This window comes from Ruegeria sp. Ofav3-42, assembly GCF_022347725.1.
In the GTDB taxonomy this organism is placed as follows: Bacteria; Pseudomonadota; Alphaproteobacteria; order Rhodobacterales; family Rhodobacteraceae; genus Ruegeria.
In genome coordinates this window covers 25,435-43,230 of the sequence record NZ_JAKRGB010000023.1, presented here as the reverse complement: position 1 = coordinate 43,230, position 17,796 = coordinate 25,435, and the positions used below count along the sequence as shown (strand labels likewise).

At 57.3% G+C, this 17,796-nt stretch carries 15 protein-coding genes and 1 pseudogene; 11 read left to right on the top strand and 5 right to left on the bottom strand.

Annotation, left to right across the window (positions count from 1 at the left end):
• Positions 1 to 418 precede the first annotated feature (418 nt).
• The 4 genes and pseudogenes from MHN28_RS22710 to MHN28_RS22695 form a co-directional block, all read left to right on the top strand.
• On the top strand, positions 419 to 1,297 hold the full coding sequence (locus MHN28_RS22710) for a type IV pili methyl-accepting chemotaxis transducer N-terminal domain-containing protein (RefSeq protein WP_370645794.1): 879 nt from the start codon (positions 419 to 421) through the stop codon (positions 1,295 to 1,297).
• A gap of 52 nt (positions 1,298 to 1,349) precedes the next feature.
• Entirely contained in the window at positions 1,350 to 2,240 is an 891-nt protein-coding gene (locus MHN28_RS22705) for a type IV pili methyl-accepting chemotaxis transducer N-terminal domain-containing protein (protein ID WP_239345093.1), read from the top strand.
• Positions 2,241 to 2,331: 91 nt separating this feature from the next.
• Positions 2,332 to 4,098 (top strand): phosphate ABC transporter substrate-binding/OmpA family protein, encoded by a 1,767-nt coding sequence (locus MHN28_RS22700; protein WP_239345091.1) that lies wholly within the window; start codon positions 2,332 to 2,334, stop codon positions 4,096 to 4,098.
• A gap of 129 nt (positions 4,099 to 4,227) precedes the next feature.
• Positions 4,228 to 4,579 (top strand): annotated as a pseudogene (locus MHN28_RS22695) (IS110 family transposase); the annotation flags it as partial.
• Between the two features lie 217 nt (positions 4,580 to 4,796).
• On the opposite strand, the gene MHN28_RS22690 reads toward MHN28_RS22695, so the two are convergent.
• The 5 genes from MHN28_RS22690 to MHN28_RS22670 all read right to left on the bottom strand — a co-directional run bounded on the left by MHN28_RS22690 (position 4,797) and on the right by MHN28_RS22670 (position 10,142).
• Positions 4,797 to 5,627 carry a metallophosphoesterase gene (locus MHN28_RS22690; protein WP_239345089.1) on the bottom strand — a complete coding sequence of 277 codons (831 nt, stop codon included), beginning with the start codon at positions 5,625 to 5,627 and terminating at the stop codon, positions 4,797 to 4,799.
• A 57-nt stretch (positions 5,628 to 5,684) separates the two neighbouring features.
• Complete coding sequence (locus MHN28_RS22685; RefSeq protein WP_239345087.1) at positions 5,685 to 6,932, bottom strand: ABC transporter substrate-binding protein; 1,248 nt, start codon at positions 6,930 to 6,932, stop codon at positions 5,685 to 5,687.
• Between the two features lie 108 nt (positions 6,933 to 7,040).
• Positions 7,041 to 8,003 carry a carbohydrate ABC transporter permease gene (locus MHN28_RS22680; RefSeq protein ID WP_239345085.1) on the bottom strand — a complete coding sequence of 321 codons (963 nt, stop codon included), beginning with the start codon at positions 8,001 to 8,003 and terminating at the stop codon, positions 7,041 to 7,043.
• Entirely contained in the window at positions 8,000 to 8,962 is a 963-nt protein-coding gene (locus MHN28_RS22675; RefSeq protein WP_239345101.1) for a carbohydrate ABC transporter permease, read from the bottom strand. The genes MHN28_RS22680 and MHN28_RS22675 overlap by 4 nt, the downstream gene beginning before the upstream one ends.
• 22 nt (positions 8,963 to 8,984) lie before the next feature.
• Positions 8,985 to 10,142, bottom strand: coding sequence for an ABC transporter ATP-binding protein (locus MHN28_RS22670; RefSeq protein ID WP_239345084.1), 1,158 nt, complete (start codon positions 10,140 to 10,142; stop codon positions 8,985 to 8,987).
• A 111-nt stretch (positions 10,143 to 10,253) separates the two neighbouring features.
• Between MHN28_RS22670 and MHN28_RS22665 the strand changes: the two genes are divergently transcribed.
• The 7 genes from MHN28_RS22665 (at position 10,254) to MHN28_RS22635 (ending at position 17,747) form a co-directional block, all read left to right on the top strand.
• Positions 10,254 to 11,129 carry a LysR family transcriptional regulator gene (locus MHN28_RS22665; protein ID WP_239345082.1) on the top strand — a complete coding sequence of 292 codons (876 nt, stop codon included), beginning with the start codon at positions 10,254 to 10,256 and terminating at the stop codon, positions 11,127 to 11,129.
• Positions 11,130 to 11,256: 127 nt separating this feature from the next.
• Positions 11,257 to 11,715: a (2Fe-2S)-binding protein gene (locus MHN28_RS22660; RefSeq protein ID WP_239345081.1), complete on the top strand. Its 459-nt coding sequence runs from the start codon at positions 11,257 to 11,259 to the stop codon at positions 11,713 to 11,715.
• 3 nt (positions 11,716 to 11,718) lie between these two features.
• Positions 11,719 to 13,956: a xanthine dehydrogenase family protein molybdopterin-binding subunit gene (locus MHN28_RS22655; RefSeq protein WP_239345079.1), complete on the top strand. Its 2,238-nt coding sequence runs from the start codon at positions 11,719 to 11,721 to the stop codon at positions 13,954 to 13,956.
• Positions 13,957 to 14,031: 75 nt separating this feature from the next.
• A complete protein-coding gene (locus tag MHN28_RS22650; protein WP_239345077.1) occupies positions 14,032 to 15,039 on the top strand; it encodes an LLM class flavin-dependent oxidoreductase in 1,008 nt (335 codons plus the stop codon).
• A gap of 12 nt (positions 15,040 to 15,051) precedes the next feature.
• Positions 15,052 to 15,843: an alpha/beta fold hydrolase gene (locus tag MHN28_RS22645; protein WP_239345075.1), complete on the top strand. Its 792-nt coding sequence runs from the start codon at positions 15,052 to 15,054 to the stop codon at positions 15,841 to 15,843.
• 8 nt (positions 15,844 to 15,851) lie between these two features.
• Entirely contained in the window at positions 15,852 to 16,520 is a 669-nt protein-coding gene (locus MHN28_RS22640) for a TetR/AcrR family transcriptional regulator (RefSeq protein ID WP_239345073.1), read from the top strand.
• A 189-nt stretch (positions 16,521 to 16,709) separates the two neighbouring features.
• Positions 16,710 to 17,747, top strand: coding sequence for a 2,5-dihydroxypyridine 5,6-dioxygenase (locus MHN28_RS22635; protein ID WP_239345071.1), 1,038 nt, complete (start codon positions 16,710 to 16,712; stop codon positions 17,745 to 17,747).
• The last annotated feature ends 49 nt before the right edge of the window (positions 17,748 to 17,796 follow it).

Here is a 17,796-nt window from a genome sequence, read left to right as displayed (position 1 = left end):
GGCGTTGGGCAACCTAACGCCAATGGAATTTGCAGAGAAAATGAACATGGACAAACTGGCCGCGTAAGGCCATCAAACCGAACCCAAGGACTCTCCGAAGGTTGGAGGAAACTTGGGGCTCAGGTCACCGGCAATGTTGGCAAACTCAAATGACGATGCCAGCCCGTCATGTTGAGAAAATACGGAAAACTCTGTGCCCAAGTGGCAGAAGGCTGGATATCAGAGCAGCACGTCCAAAACTATGCAGCGGAACTGACCAAGGATAAAAAGGTAACCCTATTAATGCGTTCACTACCATTTAATGATCTAGGTCAAGGTGAATCATCCTAGGGCTGTATTATTCGCTCAATCCAGAAACCACGCTCGTCACAAGATGATGGGTTGAGTCGAGACCCTAACCGGTAAATCCAAAGGCCTTATGATGTTAAGAAATGTGCTTGCGATCGCTTTGGTGGTGGTTGCTCCGACAGGTTTGTTTGCGCAATCCCCGACAGTGTCGCCAGATTCTGCGGAACAGGCTGCGAACCGAATTAACATCGCGGGACGACAGCGGATGTTGTCGCAGCGAATGGCAAAGGCGGCCTGCCTGATGGCTCAGGACATCAGCGCAACCACAGCTTATGACCAGCTGACCCAGGCACACAGCTTGTTCATTCGCTCAGATAGCGCTTTGCGTAGCGGGGACCCGGAGTTCGGGCTGGCCCCGGAAGAATTCAGCGCTGTTCTTGCCGCGCTGGAAGAAATTGACCCACATTGGACAGTCTATCGGAACATCGTTGACGTCGGGATCGAAAACGCAGCAATCGAAAGTGCGGACCTCGAAGTTCTCGATAACGCAAGCCTCAATGTGCTCGAGTTTATGAATTCAGCGGTTTACGCCACCGCGCAGGCATATGCTTCCGCAACCCCGAACGTTCCGCTGGGCCTTGCGATGACAATCAATGTCGCCGGTCGTCAGCGTATGCTGACACAAAAGGCGGTGAAAGAAGCCTGCCTGATGCGTGTCGCAACTGACCCCAAGGTTCAGGTCGCACGGCTGGCGGAGACAGTGGACCTGTTTGACCACTCACTTGTGGCCCTTCTGGAAGGCTTTCCTTCAGCAGGCGTTATTCCCCCATCCAACCCAGAGCTTTCCCGAAAGCTAAGAGAAGTATCCGATCTTTGGATGCCGGTGAAAGAGCTTCTCGATCGCGCGGTTGCCAAAGAACAACTGACGGACCGGGATCTCGCAGCTCTTGCGAGGAAAACTGAACCGCTTCTGCGCACGATGAACGAAGCCGTCATTATGTACAGGTGATCCCCACAAAACGACCTGAGACAGTCAACTCTCAGTACAAAAGGAAATAAAAATGATCAGAATGGTTCTGACCGCAACCTTCTTGGTCTGTGCATCAGTTGCCCCCCAGACTACAATTGCACAGGACAGCGCAAATGTGGATCAGGTCACACATCGCGTGAACATTGCCGGCCGTCAGCGAATGCTAACCCAACGCATAACCAAAGCCGCCTGCCTGATGGCGCGGGATGTGGGTTTCACCACGTCATTTGACCAAATGACTCAGGCCTATGATCTTTTTTTGCAATCGGACCAGGGATTGCGCAACGGGGACTCCGATCTGGGTCTGGAGGCTGAAAGCAATGACACGGTCATCGGGGCGCTTGGGGCGATTGATTCACATTGGGCCGCTTACAAGGCGATCATTGAAACCGGCATCGACAACGCCACCATTGCCAATGCAGAGTTGGATGAACTCGACAGCGCAAGCCTGCGGGTGCTGAAGTTCATGAATATCGCTGTCTACAAAATGGCACGAGCCTATGCCTCTGAAACCGCGTCGGTTTCTCTGAACCTGGCCATCACTGTTGATATCGCCGGGCGCCAGCGCATGCTGACCCAAAAGGCTGTAAAAGAAGCCTGTCTGATGCAGGCGGTGGAAGATCCGTCTGAGCAGGCGGCGCGTTTGGCGGATACGGTTGAACTTTTTGATACCTCGCTGTCGGCGCTGCAGGACGGTTTTGAGGATATTGGCGTCATTGCACCGCCAACACCGGAAATCGCCCGAAAACTGCGCGAAGTCGAAGAACTGTGGAATCCGGTGAAAAGCCTGCTGGAACGCGCGGTTAACGGTGAAGTGCTGTCGGATCGCGATTTGTCCGTTCTTGCACGCGACAGTGAACCGCTGCTGCAGCGCATGAATGAGGCCGTTGCCCTTTACACAACGCAATCCTCTTCGAGCTGAAGGCATCCATCGGGAGGCTGCGGCGGGTGCAACCCTATCCCCGGCCCCGATTCTTCGGCGCATCCACCAGGTGAAATTGGAGTGAAATCAGATGTCTCATGCTTCCCGGATTTCAAAATCATTTCTGGCACACAATTCCAGACAACTGTTTGTGGCCGCCAGCATGTTCGCATCTGCTTTTGCACTTGAGGCAAACGCGCAAACGGCAAACGAAGTCGAACTGACCACTCATGATGGAGGCACAAGCGTCCGTGGCGTAATTCTGGAGTATGATGGTGCCACCTATGTTCTCCAGACAGAGTTGGGAATACTGACGCTCTATGCTGCGATGCTTAAATGTGCCGGAGCGGGCTGTCCCGGAGCTGACGGCACTATCGCGGAAGTGGAGCCTGAAAAAGAGGTTGTCGACACACGAGTGACGTTGGTCTCCCGGAGCGATGACACTGAGGTTATGGGGGAGCTGGTTGATTACAGCGACAGTTACTATGTCATTGAGACCCCGCTCGGCAGCTTTCAACTTTCCACAGACCGGGTAGACTGCGTTGGCGCCGCCTGCCCGGATCTGAACCTTTATGATCCGAAGATCGCTGTGCTTGGCGGGACCAACGCTGTTGACTTGATGATGCCCGCATTGCTGAGCGAATATGCGGGCGAGCGTGGGCTTCGTTATCAGATCGAGGAGCGATCCCGAGGTCGTTCTGTTGTCACTCTTCTGAGCGGTGAGGATGGTTCCGTGGTTGCCGAGATAGACATGCAGCCTTCCAGCGCGGCCGATGCCGTCTTCGCTCCGGACATCATGATCACAGACCGACAGATCAACACGGCTGCGGGTACAGAGCGGGAGTTTTTGCTTGCACTGGACAGTCGCGTTCTGATTGCCGGTGACAAAAACCCAGTCCGCGATCTGAGCATTGAAGAAATCGCGGCCATTTTATCCGGTGATCTGCGCTCCTGGGAAAACCTGGGTGGGGGCAATTCGCCAGTTACACTGCACTTGCTGGAAGGGGATAAACCCGCGCTCTTTTATCTGAAGACCTCTGGCAGCCCCGATGGCCCTATGGCCGCAGATACAGTGTTTCATCCCAGTGCACAGGATTTGATCAACTCCGTCCGCGCAGATCGCACCGCGCTTGGTCTCCTCGACCGCGTGCAGGTACAGCGTGGCGGGGCCGACATGATGTCCATTCGCAAAGCCTGTGGGCTTATGTCTGCACCATCCAATTTCGATCTGAAAATCGACAACTATCCATTGTCGCGCCCAGTCCTTGCTTATGCCGCAGAAGAGAATCTGCACCCGGTTGCCGGTGACTTCCTTCAATGGACACAGACAGATGCCGCGCAATCCGTGCTTGAGGATACAGGATTCGCCAGCGCCCGGCTTCAGCGCATGAAGATTCAGGACATGGGCGTTGCACTCATCCACGCCGCTGCCGTGGAACCGGATTTCAGCGGAGATGAGTTTTCGTCGATGATGCGAGAGCTGCGCCGTGCGGACCGTCTGTCGATCACGTTCCGCTTTGACAATGCCTCCAGTAACCTGGATGCGGAGTCGGTGCTGAATATCCGCGACCTGGCCAACCGGTTGCGCAACAGCGAATTTGACGGGCTGGAACTTCTGCTTGTCGGCTTTGCCGATAGCGTGGGCGACGCGGGACAAAATACACGGCTTGCGCAACAACGCGCCGAGGCTGTGCGAGAGGTTCTTGCAAATGAATTTGCCGCTGATGGACTGAGCAGGTTTAATATTCAAGCACTGAGCTTCGGTGAACAGATGCCGCTCGACTGCAATGACACCGATGAAGGTCGGGCCAGTAATCGTCGAGTTGAAGTCTGGGTTCGCGTGCCTGAAAGCTCTTGATCAGGTAAAAGCAGCGAGCTGTTTCGGGCAGAGGCAGGCAGTATCGCCAAGCGGTTTTGAAGGTGCAGACGCCCCTGTTGACCTCGATGTGTCCTTGTGGGTTAGCGAACAACCTGAATGGAGGCGTCTATGGAAGAGATTAACCTGGTTGGCCTGGATTTGGCGAAGAACATTCCCAGGTGCACAGAGCGGATCAGACCGGTGGCGCTGTTCTTCGGAAGAAACTGCGCAGAGCCCAGGTCCTCGAGTTCTTTGCCAGATTACCGCGTTGCGTGGTGGCGATGGAAGCCTGTGCCAGTGCGCATTATTGGGGCGCGAGATCGGTCGTTTGGGTCACGAAGTCATGCTGATCGATCCGGCCTAGGTGAAACCCTTCGTCAAACTTCAGAAGAACGATATGGCCGATGCGGAAGCGATCAGCAAAGCTGCAAGCCGACCAACGATGCGCTTTGTTCCCGTGAAAAGTGAAACCGCGTATGCAATGATCTCGTGGGGATATCGGAAACCTTTCTGATGAGGCATTTTGGTTGGGAGTTTTCATGATCTTGGCATGGCGCGGGTAAAATTAGCGAAAGACTTGGCAATACCCAGATGTTAATTCGATGCCGCAGCAGTGATGTTTGGGTAAATTACGCCGTCGAGCGCTGCAATTGGCACTAACGAGCAGATCACTTGGGTTCGGATCAAATTGATGCGTCTTATTCCGCCGCCTCAACCGGCTTGGCCCAATCCTCCCACTCTGTGCCGGCAGTCAGGACAGGACCGTCCCAGGCGAATGGGATCTGGTGAATGATCGTGTCGTCCCCGTCGATCAGCAGCACGAAGTAGGCCGGATGTAGTGGTGCGCCTTTCAGCAGTTCAGTTTCGCCCAAATCCGGTATCGACTGATTTCCTGTTGAGGGGGCCGAGGCGAACTGCACCCCGGCGTAGCGCCCGTGGATCGGTGCGTGTACATGGCCGAAATGGATATAGTCGATCTTGGCGGCGTATTCCTCGATAAGGTCGCGGAACGGGCCGCGGTCTTCTTCGACCAGCGCGATTTTGTCCTCGGCGGGCAGCCCCAGCTGCATCGGATTGTGATGCAGAAAGATCCGCGCGCGGTCGCAGGACTCAAGCTCGCTCTGCAGCCAGGTACGGCGGGCAGCGCAGAAATGCCCCGCATGGGTCCGTTCACCCACGCTGTCGAGATAGAGGAATCGCACGCCATTGACCGTCTCGGCATGATTGACAAAGCCGTTGGCGTCCACGGGTTGACTTGCGAACACAGACCTGAAGGTGGGGCGGTCGTCGTGATTACCAATTATCAGCCGCACAGGGATCGGCAGGTCGGCGATGGCCCGCTGCAGTGCCTCATACGCCGCATATTCCCCCCAATGCGCCAGATCACCGGTGATGACGATACGCGTGCCGTCGGGGTGGTTGGTTGTAACATCGGCCAGGGCGCGGGCGAACCGCGCATGAGGGTCCAACCCGCCCATCGGTTCGCCGGGGATGGTCAGGTGTATGTCTGAAATATGGATGATTTTCATTTTTTTGCCTAGAAATGTACCGGTCGCGTCCCGAAGTTCGCGACCGGCCGTGAGGGATCAGCCGTTGGGCAGCAGGTCGGAGACTTCTTCGGCCAGCTCTTCCTGCAGCGCTTTCATGTCGGTGGCATCACCGGTCACGATGCGTTCGATTCCGTCATAGATCACCTGGGTAATCGCCAGACCGTTATCGCCCGGATAAGCCAGCCAGTCGCGGAGCAGGGGCAGCTGGTCCACGGCGGTCTGCTTGTTGGGGTTCTGATCGTAGAAGTCGGCCAGGATCACCTCGTTCGCTGCCTTGTTCGGGGGCATATAGCCAGTGGTCTTGGCTACCTCGGCAGCGCCTTCACCACTGGTGATGAACTTCAACCAGGTCCAGGCGGCTTCCTGCACCTTCGGGTCGTCCGATGTCGAGGTCAAAAGCGCAGCGTTGCCACCTGCAGGCAGGCCCATCGGCTTTTCGCCCATGCCGGGGAACGGGCCGGTGACCAATTCGAATTCTCCCTGCGAACGTTCGACGGCACCCAGGGCCGAGGTTGACCAGAACATCATGCCGATCTCACCGGCCGAGAAGGATGCCAGCGCCGCCTTCCAATCCAGGTTCTGCATGTCGCACTTGGTGAAGATTTCCTGCATCTGCTCCAGCGCGGCCAGAGCTTCGGGGCTGTCCAAAGTCACGCGGCCATTCTCGACAATCGCCTTGTCCTGCGACCACATCAGGGCCTGCATGAGCCAGTTGCCCGTGATGTTCCAACCCCAGAAGATCGGGTTGTCGATGCCATTGGCCTTCATAGCTTCGCAAGCGCTGATCACTTCGTCCCAGGTGGTGGGCAGTGTTTCGATGCCACCCGCCTTCAGGATGTCCATATTGTAGTAACCCACCGGCAGCGACACCGAGAATGGCAGGCCATGCACATCACCACCGAAGGTCGACAGAGACAGCATGGCGTCGTGATAGCCGTCCGTAGCAAAATCAGCTTCTTCTGCGATGAAAGGTTCAAGGGAATGAGCAATGCCCTTGTCCACAAGGATTTGCTGGCGATTCAGCCCCTGCATGGTGACGTCGGGCAGGTTCCCCGAGACAGCTTCGCGCAGGATTGTGTTGGTGCCGTCCTCATACGACTCGTAGGTGGCGCGGAATTTCACGTCGATGTTCGGATGCGCCTCTTTGAAGGCAGGCATCATCGCCTCATAGGTGACGTCAAACAGATGGCTATAGGGATAGGCGAACTCGATGGTGACGGTGTCTTCGGCCATAACAGCGGTGGCGGACAGCGCCAAAGCCATTGCAGTCAGGGTGGTTTTCATGGAAATCTTCCTCTTGTTCCTGAAGTGGAGCGTAAGTGTTTGGCGATGCACGCTCCGCGTTGATCCCGGACGGGATATCGGGGGGGCGGGGTGACCCGCACCCAAAGCTCATTTCATTCCGTTCAAGGTGATCCCTTCGATGAAGCGTTTTTGCGCCAGAAGGAAAGCGACGATCAGAGGGGTGACGATGACGGTCGCAGTGGCCATCATCGGACCGAAGAATGACCCGTCTCCGTCTCCTTTGAACTCACGCAGGCCAAGCGGCGGTGTGAACAGGTCGCGATTTCCGGTCACAACGATGCGCGGCCAAAAGTAGTCGTTCCAATGGGCCACCACTGAAAAAATCGCAAAAGCCAGCAGCGCCGGGATCGCCGTTGGAAGCATGACGCGCCACACGATGGCAAACTCGCCCATCCCGTCCATTCGGGCCGCGTCGATCAGGTCGTCGGGTACCGTCAGAAAGAACTGGCGCATCAGGAAAATGCCAAAGACCGAAACGGTCCAGGGAACCACAAGGGCAGCGTAGGTATTGGTCAGCCCCAGCTTGGCCAGCATGATGTAAAGAGGCAGCGCGATGGCATGAACCGGGATCAGCAGGCAGAACAGAACCAGGCCGAAGACCGCATCACGGCCCCAGAACCTGAGCTTGGCCAGGGCATAAGCAGCGGGAAGGGCAACCACGACCTGGATCAGAAAGATCGATGCCGTCACGATCACCCCGTTCAGCAGGTAACGCAGCAGCGGTGCTTCGGTGAAGGCTTGGGTGTAGTTGAAGACAACCGGGCGGATTGAACAGTCCGCCTCGGCCTCGGCCACCAGCGCGTCGCGGATCTCTGCGTCAGACGCGCCGGCAAAGCGGGATGAGGCGGCGGCGATGTCGTCCCGGCCGGGGGTTCGCAACGCGACACAACGCGGCGCGACCATCAGTTCCTGCTGCCCGAAAAAGCCGCCTTCGCCCCGGTCAATCTCTCCCGGGGATTTGAATGAATAGCTGACCATCATGTAGAACGGCGCGATGACGATGATCACACCGATGATCAGGATCAGATGTTTCCACCAGTCACGGGTCATTTGTAATGAACCTTTCGTTCAACCAGCCAGCGTTGGATCAGGGTTAGAAACATGACGAAGAGAAGAAACAGCATGGTGATGGCAGATCCGATGCCGATCAGGTTTTGCTGCACACCTTTCTCAAAAATGGCGAACATCATCACGTAGGTGGATTTGTTCGGCCCTCCGCCCTGCGGCCAAAAGGCTTCGATTGTGTCAAAGACCTGAAAGGCGCGGATGCAGGTTATGGTGACGACAAAGACCGTCGTCGGCCCAAGCGCGGGCCATGTCACAAGCCGAAACCTCTCCCACGCGGACCTTGCCCCGTCCATCTCGGCGGCGTGGTACAATTCCCGATGAACGCTGGTCAGACCGGCCAGGTAAAGCACCATGTTAAAGCCAAAGCCCTGCCAGATGCCGATAAAGCAGATCACCCAGATCGCGTAGCGCTTGTCGCCCAGCCAGACCGGAAAGCGATCGGCACAGCCCTGAGACATGAATGACCAGATTTGCTCCAGGAACGTCCCGCACCCCATTTCCAGCGTTCGGTTGACCATTCCGATCGACGGGTGGAGCATGAACTCCCACGCAATCGCCATCGCCAGAAGCGTCGCCATGACGGGCAGGAAGTAGATCGTCTTGTAGATCTCGCGGAACCGGCCCAGCGAGTTGATCAACAGCGCGGCACCAAGCCCCAGACCGACGGAAATCGGTACCACGGTCACCACGTAGGTCAATGTGGCGACAAACATCTTTTCATAAGTCGAACGCGTAAATAGCTTTTCGTAGTTCTGCGTTCCGACCCAGTCGAAACTGCTGTTTCCAAGCGAGTAGTTGGTAAAGGACAGCACCCCGGCAATGATGACCGGTCCCAGCAGGATGACGACCATCAGGATCAGGGCAGGTGCGGTCAAAACCCATGCAGCACGGCGTTCTTTGGTTGCGTGACCCGCCGTTGGGCCTGTGGTCTGGTCAATCATGGTTGGTTCGATGGCTGACATGTCAGGCCACCTCGGCGGTTGCGCGGGTCACATGGCGAAGTTTGCGCAGTCGCGCACCATCCGCGTCAAAAACCAGCGCCTTGTCGATGTCGAAATCCAGCGCGACAGATGTCCCCAGAGCGAGGGTATTGCGTTTTTCAGGCCCGGCCCGCAGCGTGACGCGCTCTGCAAGTCCAGCCACTTCGATCTGAACGAATATCTCAGCCCCCAGGTTTTCGCTGTGCACCACCCGACCGCGAAGGGGACTTTTGCCGCGTGTCAGCCGAAGCGTTTCTGGTCTCAGGCCAAGCGAGGCCACGCCTCTGGTCCCGTCGATAACGGCAAGGTTCAGGGCGTGATCCAGCAGGCTCAACCGTCCATCATCCCCGACCTCAAGCGGAAGGATGTTGATTTTCGGAGAGCCAATGAATTCTGCGACTTCGATCCGGTCTGGATCTTCGTAGATCACATCTGGTGCCGCACATTGAAGGATGCGCCCACCCATCATGACGGCGATGCGGTCGGACATCGTCATCGCCTCGACCTGATCATGGGTGACATAAACGAATGTTGTCTCAAGACGGCGGTGTAGCTGCGCAATCTCGGCCCGGGTTTGAACCCGTAGTTTTGCATCAAGATTGGACAGTGGCTCGTCCAGAAGAAATGCCGCGGGTTCCCTGACCAGCGCCCGCCCCAAAGCCACGCGTTGACGCTGACCACCGGAAAGCTGCCCGGGCTTGCGATCCAGCAAGTGCCTGATTTCAAGCATCTCGGCAGCACGATGAACATCATGGCCTATTGCGCGGGCCATGGCGCGGGCGCCGGGCATGAGGCCGCCCAACAGCGGCAGGCGCTGCAAGCCGCTCATGCGGCGCATCCTGAGTGGGACCGCGATGTTTTCGCCCACGCTCAGATGCGGATAAAGCGCATAGGATTGAAACACCATCGACAGGTTGCGATCTGCGGCTCTCTGGCCCGCGACTGACGTGCCCCCAATCCGGATGTCGCCTGAATTTTGTTCTTCCAGCCCGGCGATGATCCGGAGAAGTGTCGACTTGCCGCAACCCGACGGTCCCACCAGAGAGACAAATTCGCCATCGGCAATATCCAGGGACACACCCTTGAGCACCTCAGTCTCGCCAAAGCGTTTGGTTACGTTCTTGATGCTCAGCTCTGCCATCTGATTCCTCCATCTGACGGGGTCGGTCTAAGCATCGGAGCCTTCACTTTTGTGACGTCATATTAGTGAAACTTATGAGGGGTATGGCCACGCTCGAAACGGAGGTCGAACATGCGTGCCAACCATCATCAATTTGTCGCGTTCGCCTATGTGGTCCGAGAAGGCAGCTTTTCGGCGGCGGCCGTGCGGTTGGGCGTGACACAATCCGCGGTCACGCAGCACGTCGGCAAACTGGAGAAACAGGTCGGCTCACAACTGTTGATACGCAGCCGGGATGGTATTTCCCTCACCCGGACCGGGCAGGAGTTCTATGACCTTGCTGATCGTCTGGTCGCGCTGGACTCTGAAATCCGAGAGAGGCTTGACGGGTTTGAAGCCATGGAACGGGGCCATATCAAGGTTATCGCCAATGCGCCGCTTCCCGCTCTGAGGGCGATCAGCTTGTTTGGGCAAACGTATCCGGATGTACAGATCGAATTTGCCCTTTATGCCTGGTCCACGGCGACAAGGTTATTGCTGGAAAGGCGAGCCGATGTTGGGTTGATCACGGATCCGCCAAAGACCGACGATTGGGAGCGAGTACCGGTGCAAAAGGCGCATTACGTCGCCTATGTTCCGCCATCTTCGCCCCTGGCAGATCGGGATATCCTGCACTTCAAGGATCTGGCACAGGAAACCATTATCCTTCCGGAAAGCGGATCCCTGACCGAGCGGGTAGTGCGTGATGCCCAGGTCAAACACGGCGTCACGTTCCAGCGGTCCATAAAGATGACGACTTTTCCGCTGATGTGCGAAGCGGTGCTTCAGGGCGCAGGCATCGCTATTTTTCTTGGCAATAGCGGACTGATTTCCCGAGGATTGGTAGAAGTGCCAGTTTCTGAATTGTCGGAGACGCACGAAACCGCAGTGGTCGCGCCAAAAGACCGCGCGCGGCTGCGACTGGTGAAGGCGTTCATCGACATCGCAGCCTCTTCGGACTTTCGCTAGCCCGGATAATGGCGGCACCCGATCGGTTGAGAACATTTGACAAGAAAAAAATTCACTATACGTTTAATTAAATAATGATTCGAGACGCCCGGATTACGGGTGCGCGAAACAGCAAGGAGGAACTCACGTGACCAAGCTAACGGTGAATGGCCAGGAAATTGAGGTCGACGCCAGCCCGGATATGCCGCTGCTATGGGCGTTGCGCGATAAGTTGGGACTGACCGGTACCAAGTATGGATGCGGAATCGCCCAATGCCGTGCCTGTACCGTTCATATCGATGGCGAGGCGATGCCCTCCTGCCAGATTGAGATCGGCGATGTTGGTGCAAGTGAGATCACAACCATCGAAGGTCTGGGGGAAGACGGGTCGCATCCGGTACAGCGGGCCTGGGTTTCTGGGAACGTACCGCAGTGCGGGTTTTGCCAGTCGGGTATGGTAATGGCCGCTGTCGCCTTGCTGGAAAAGAACCCCAACCCAACGGACGAAGAAATCAACGACGAAATCGTCAATATTTGCCGCTGCGGGTCCTATTCCCGCGTCCGCGCCGCAATTCATCAGGCCGCCGCCGAGATGCAGAAGGGGTAAGCCATGACCAAACATGATAAAATTGTCCTTTCCCGCCGCGGGTTCCTGAGTGCTGCGATCGGAACGGCGGGGGCTGTTGCCTTCAACCTGACCATCCCAGCCCCCGCCCATGCTGCCGCCGAACCGGTCGAATTACATTCGTGGGTGGTGATCAAGCCGGACAACCGGGTGGCCGTTCGTATCCCGCAGGTCGAAATGGGGCAGGGGTGCACCACTGCGTTGGCGCAATATGTGATGGAGGAGCTGGATCTGGATCCGGTCCAAACCGATTGGGAATATTACGATCCAGCGACCAATCAGGCCCGGGACAACGTCTATGTCCATACCGCCACTCTGGCGAGTTTCGGGATGGAGATGCTGTTCATGCCGATGCGGACCGCCGGGGCGCAAATCCGTGCAATGCTGGTTCAGGCCGCCGCGACCAGACTGGGCGTTGACGCGGGATCGCTGTCGGTTGAAGGCCACGCGATCGGCGACGGATCGGCCTCGGTGTCATTTGCCGAGGTTGCTGCCGATGCGGCGGCGTTGAGCGTACCGCAGGGTGTTTCGGTCAAGGATCCCTCGCAGTGGAAGGTGATCGGAAAACCGCTGGATCGTGTTGACGCGTTCTCGAAATCTACGGGCCAGGCGGTTTACGGCATGGACCTGCAGATGGAGGGGATGAAATACGCCGCAGTGAAGCAGTCTCCGGTTTATGGCGGCAAGCTGATTTCGTTCGACTTCGATGCGATCAAGGATATGCCGGGTGTCATCAAGGCGGTTGCGATCAAGGCGGGCCCAACGGGATACACCGTGCCTCCAACCCTCTGGGATATCATTGACTGGGAAATGGACGATGCGGTGGCAGTTGTGGCCGACACCTGGTGGGAAGCGCAACAGGCACTCAATGCCTTGCCGATCACCTGGCACGAAGGTCGGCATCGGGCCACGTCGACCGATAGCATAGAGGCAGATCTGGGCGCAGCGCTGGATGCGGGCGGTATGGTCGTTCGCAACGAAGGCGATGTCGAGACCGCTTTGCAGGATGCGGCGCAAACCGTCGAGGCCGAATACCATTATCCCTATCTCGAACACGCGCCGATGGAGGTCATGAACGCCACAGCCTTGGTAGATGGCATCAATGTTGAGGCCTGGGCACCGACCCAGTACGGCGATGAAGCGTTGCGGATTGCAGCATATGCCGCAGGCATCACGACAATCCGGGCCAAGTTCCACATGACGCTGGCCGGGGGTGGTTTTGGCCGCCGTCTGCACAATGACTATGTCAGTCAGGCGGTGCAGGTCGCCAAACAGATGAAGGGCACGCCGATCAAACTGATCGCCTCGCGCGAGGAATGCCTGGCACGGTCCTATTACTCGCCCATCATGACCGCCCGCTTCAAGGGAGGGGTGGATGCGGACGGCAACGTGACCGCATGGAAATCGCATTCGGCGCAGGGCCGGTCGGTGCTGCAGCCTTATGGTATGACGCGGACGGTGTTCCCTTTCGCAAACATCAACGTGCAGTATTCCTCGGTCGAGGACACTCCGCTGCCTTTCGCATGGATGCGTGGAGTGGGGCACACGCAGAACGCCTGGATGAACCACGGGTTCATGAGTGAACTGGCTGCTGCCGCCGGGATGGAAACGGTTGATTTCCACCTCAAACATCTTCGAACGGACGCAGTCGCGGAAGATCGTGCCGACAAGGACGATGCGATCGCCCGGATCAAGCGTTTCCAGCGTGTCTATGACCACGTGCTATCCAAAGCTGGTCCGGCTCAAGAGCAGGGCAAGGGACGGGGCCGCGGCGTCGCAGTCTATGACATGAGTTATGTGCCCGGTTTCCATTCCTCGTGCATCGGGATTGCCGTTGATTTGCGGCTTGAAGACGGCGATGTGAAGCTCGAGCGCGTGACGGCGTCTGTGGATTGCGGGCTGGCGGTCAACCCTCAGATCATCGAAGCGCAAATTCAGTCGGGCATCATGTTTGGCCTGTCGAACGCGATCAATGGCAAGATCACCATTGCCGATGGCAAGGTCGAGCAGAGCAACTTTGACAGCTACGACATCCTTCGACTGGGTGAAGCACCGCAAATGGATGTTCACATCATGCCGTCCGAGGAAAAAGTTCCGGCCGGGATCGGTGAGGGCGCCGTGCCCGTTGTCATCGGCGCGCTGGTGGATGCGGTCTGGAATGCGGGCGGCCCGCGCATCCGGCGACTGCCGGTGCGCGACCACGATCTGACCCTGCGGGGGTAAACTCGGGGCCGGGGGCGTTTGACGTCCCCGCCTTTTCTGCCTGATAACATATTGGACCTTTGACAAGAGGACTGGATGCTCCGTTTTTATTGCGCCCACGAGATGCCGTTTCAGATCAGCGCCCCTGCGGATAGCCTGGCCCCGTTTCTAATTCCCAATTCCCTTGATGACGGGTCTGGGGCTCACGCGTTGAGCCAGTATCTGGAGCAGCTTGCGCTGGCCGAGGCTGAAGGGTTTGACGCAGTGTATCTGCCGCGCAGCGCGGGTGGTGCAGTATCGATGCTAAGCGATCCTTTTGCCGTGGCGGCTTTGGCTGCGGCGCGTACATCGCGCATCGGCATTGCGGTGGGTGAAATCGCATTGGGGTTACTTGATCCTGTCGACGCAGCTCAGCGCGTTGCGATGCTCGACATGATTTCCGGTGGCCGCGCCGAAGCAGGCATCACATTTGGATCGGGGGCGGCTTTCTGGGCAATGACCGCACGCCCCGGACGGGCGCGGTTGCAATTTGCCGAAGCGGCGGCGCTGTTCCTGCAATCCCTGCGCGAAGCAGGGCCCCGCCGGTTCGAAGGGGAATACTTCATGCAGCGCCACCTGAATCCGTGGCCGAAGGCGTCCGACGGGTTGCCTTGCTTTGTATCCGGGCCGGGTTGCCCGGAAACCCGCAAGGCGGCTGAGATGCATGGGTTGGACTATTTGCCGGATGCGGATGATCCGGAACGCAAAGGTAGTATGGTCCACGTAAACGTGTTTGTCGGGGATGCGGATGTTTTGACGCCGCATCTGGAGCAGGCGCGTGCCGTGGGCGCCACAACACCGAATTATCAGATCCCTCCGGGGTATCTGACAGCGCAGCAATATCGGGCAACATTGACCAAACTCGCGCGCGACCCGTTGATGTTTACAGGAAATGCCGACGACGTAACTGGTGCCCTGCGCACCCTGATTGAGGTGCGCAGACCCACGGCGCTTGTCATTCATCCGCATGTGGGATCAATGCCGCATGACATGGCGTGTGCCAATATCCGGGCGGTCGCACAGATATTACCGGCCCTGAAATCCGCCACTCCGGCGTTTGTGTAAGGAGCGTTCGATATGGCGCTTGATACCCCGTTTTTTGAAACGCATGAGATCGAAATCGATGGTGTGACCGTGCAGTATCTGACTGCGGGACGCGGGGACCCATTGGTGTTCTTTCATGGGGCTGGCCTGATTGGGGGGTGGGATTTCGCTCGCCCGTGGCCCGATCATTTCCGGCTGATCCTTCCTTTTCACCCGGGTTGGGGAGGCTCCGATGACGCGCCTCAATTCACCTCTGCGCAGGATTTCGTGGATCATCATCTGGCCTTTGTGAACGCGCTCGGGCTTGAGACGTTCAATCTGGTGGGTTTTTCCATGGGAGGATGGATCGCGTCCTGTTTTGCGGCACAGCATTCGGACCGGATCAAGAAACTGGTTTTGGTCGCCCCGGCCGGATTGCGGGACGAAGATCATCCCGGCACTGACCTGTTCGCAGTTCAGCCAGAGGACGTACTGCCCTATCTGGCCCATGACCTGAACGCTTTTGCACCTTATGCGCCAGCAGATCCTGCGGACCCGGATTTCCTGGCGGGACTTTACCGCGACAACAGCTCGTTCGCGCAGCTTGGATGGGAACGCATGTGGGAGGTCGGCATGGAGCGCAAATTGCCGCGGATCGCGAACAACACGTTGCTGTTGTGGGGCGATCAGGACCGTGTTGTGCCATTTGGGCAGGCGGATCGCTGGGCCTCGCTCTTGCCAAACGTGCGCATTCATCGCTTAAAGGATGTCGGTCACTACCCGTTTCTGGAAGATCCACAGGCCCATACCGTGGTCACTCAGTTTCTGACCCAAAACAATAATTGAGAGTATTTATGACCACTGCAGCCCCAAAGCGCCGAATTGGCCGACCGACCGGTAAGACCGACACCCGTGATGTGATCCTGGATGCCGCCGAAGGGTATTTTGCCGATGGCGGGTTCAACGCGACCTCAATGCGCGAAGTGGCGGAAAAGGCGGGCGTGAATCAGGCGCTGATCACCTACTACTTCAAGTCCAAGCGCGGGCTGTATGAGGCCGTGTTTTCGCGCCGTGCGCAGGAAATGGTGGATGAACGTGATGCGCTGCTGGCAAAATTGCTGGCCGATAAACCAGACAGCTATACGGTGCGCGAAGTCGTGGCTGCATATCTCAAACCGCAGTTCGACATGCTGTCGAGCGGCGAGCAGGGCGAGAAGTTTGTCCGCATCCAGGCACGTCTGCATAACGAACCCGAAGAGGTCGCGTTCAAGCTGCGTTCGGAAACCTATGACGAGGTGACCAAGAAGTACATCGCGGCTCTGGCCAAGGTGTTGCCGCATCTCAGCTATGACGAAGTGATCTGGCGGATGACTTTCCTGATCGGCACCTATCTTTTTATGCTCAGCGGCGTTGATCGCCTGGGCGACTTATCCGACGGCAAGTTGCACGCAGAAGATCCCGATGAGGTCGTCACCCGCCTTGTCGCGTTTCTCGAAGGTGGGCTGGCAGCTCCGCGATCCTAACGCCCTTTCGCTAAGTTTCTAATAAATAGTGTTTATACCCCTGAGCCCGGACGGCGCGGGGTGATTTTTCTCGTGCCAAACTGCGCCCGGAATCCCAAAAGGTTTCTGAAAAAACTGTCAAAGAATCGTTGCAAAACCATTTGTCCTTGATATTAATCAAGTGACTAATTAATTAAAGGAGTGAGGGCAGTGGCCGTCAGAGATTCTGAACTGACACAAGCGTGGAAACAGGTGCTGGAGCTGAGCAATGTGAAGCCCGGGCACAACATCACCATCCTGACATCTTATGAGACAAATCCGCAAAATCAGCGGTGCGCGCTGAACGCCGCACACGGTTTGGGCGCAATGGTGAATACGCTCGAATTGCCGCCGATGAATGCCGAGCGGTCGCTCAGCCGGGACAGTCTGGCTTATGTGGGCAAGACGCCTTTGACCGGAAATAAGTCTGCGCTGGCCTGTCTCAAGGAAAGCGATCTGGTGCTGGACCTGATGACCCTTTTGTTCTCGCCCGAGCAACATGAGATCCTCGAAAGCGGCACCTCGATCCTTTTGGCGGTGGAACCACCCGAGATTCTGACGCGCCTGGTGCCAACGGAAGAGGACCGTGCAATGGTCCTGGAGTCCTCCAAGCTGTTGCAGGCCGCCCGGCAGATGCGGGTGACCTCAAAAGCAGGCACCAACATCATCTTTGACCTGGGGCAATATCCGATGCTCGAGGAATATGGCTATGTGGATAAACCGGGGCGCTGGGATCACTGGCCGTCGGGTTTTCTGGCCACCTGGCCGAATGAGGGCGAAAGCAATGGCACCGTAGTGCTGGATCGTGGCGACATCCTGCTGCCTCAGAAATCCTACCTGGCTGAACCGATCGAGATGACCGTCAAGAACGGCTACGTCACCAACATTACCGGCGGTCTCGATGCCGATTTGCTGAACGACTACATGGAAACTTTCAATGATCCAGAGGCGTATGCCGTGTCGCATATCGGCTGGGGCCTGCAAAAGCGCGCCCGTTGGTCGACCATGCACATGCTGGACAAAGAGGCGCATATCGGCATGGACGCCCGTGCCTTTGATGGCAATTTCCTGTTCTCGATGGGCCCGAATACCGAAGCCGGTGGCGCACGCAACACCGCGTGCCACATCGATATCCCGATGCGAAATTGCTCGGTTTACCTCGATAACAAGGTGGTTGTCGAAAACGGTCGCACGGTTGCGTTGAACTGAACATCGACGCGGCGACCGGCTGAATGCGGGTCGCGGGGACAGACGCAGG

Bases quoted from the DNA above. Each gene is read 5' to 3' on its own strand.
- MHN28_RS22710 (WP_370645794.1), top strand. From the start codon at position 419: ATGATGTTAAGAAATGTGCTTGCGATCGCTTTGGTGGTGGTTGCTCCG.
- MHN28_RS22705 (WP_239345093.1), top strand. From the start codon at position 1,350: ATGATCAGAATGGTTCTGACCGCAACCTTCTTGGTCTGTGCATCAGTT.
- MHN28_RS22700 (WP_239345091.1), top strand. From the start codon at position 2,332: ATGTCTCATGCTTCCCGGATTTCAAAATCATTTCTGGCACACAATTCC.
- MHN28_RS22690 (WP_239345089.1), bottom strand. From the start codon at position 5,627: ATGAAAATCATCCATATTTCAGACATACACCTGACCATCCCCGGCGAA.
- MHN28_RS22685 (WP_239345087.1), bottom strand. From the start codon at position 6,932: ATGAAAACCACCCTGACTGCAATGGCTTTGGCGCTGTCCGCCACCGCT.
- MHN28_RS22680 (WP_239345085.1), bottom strand. From the start codon at position 8,003: ATGACCCGTGACTGGTGGAAACATCTGATCCTGATCATCGGTGTGATC.
- MHN28_RS22675 (WP_239345101.1), bottom strand. From the start codon at position 8,962: ATGATTGACCAGACCACAGGCCCAACGGCGGGTCACGCAACCAAAGAA.
- MHN28_RS22670 (WP_239345084.1), bottom strand. From the start codon at position 10,142: ATGGCAGAGCTGAGCATCAAGAACGTAACCAAACGCTTTGGCGAGACT.
- MHN28_RS22665 (WP_239345082.1), top strand. From the start codon at position 10,254: ATGCGTGCCAACCATCATCAATTTGTCGCGTTCGCCTATGTGGTCCGA.
- MHN28_RS22655 (WP_239345079.1), top strand. From the start codon at position 11,719: ATGACCAAACATGATAAAATTGTCCTTTCCCGCCGCGGGTTCCTGAGT.
- MHN28_RS22650 (WP_239345077.1), top strand. From the start codon at position 14,032: ATGCTCCGTTTTTATTGCGCCCACGAGATGCCGTTTCAGATCAGCGCC.
- MHN28_RS22645 (WP_239345075.1), top strand. From the start codon at position 15,052: ATGGCGCTTGATACCCCGTTTTTTGAAACGCATGAGATCGAAATCGAT.
- MHN28_RS22640 (WP_239345073.1), top strand. From the start codon at position 15,852: ATGACCACTGCAGCCCCAAAGCGCCGAATTGGCCGACCGACCGGTAAG.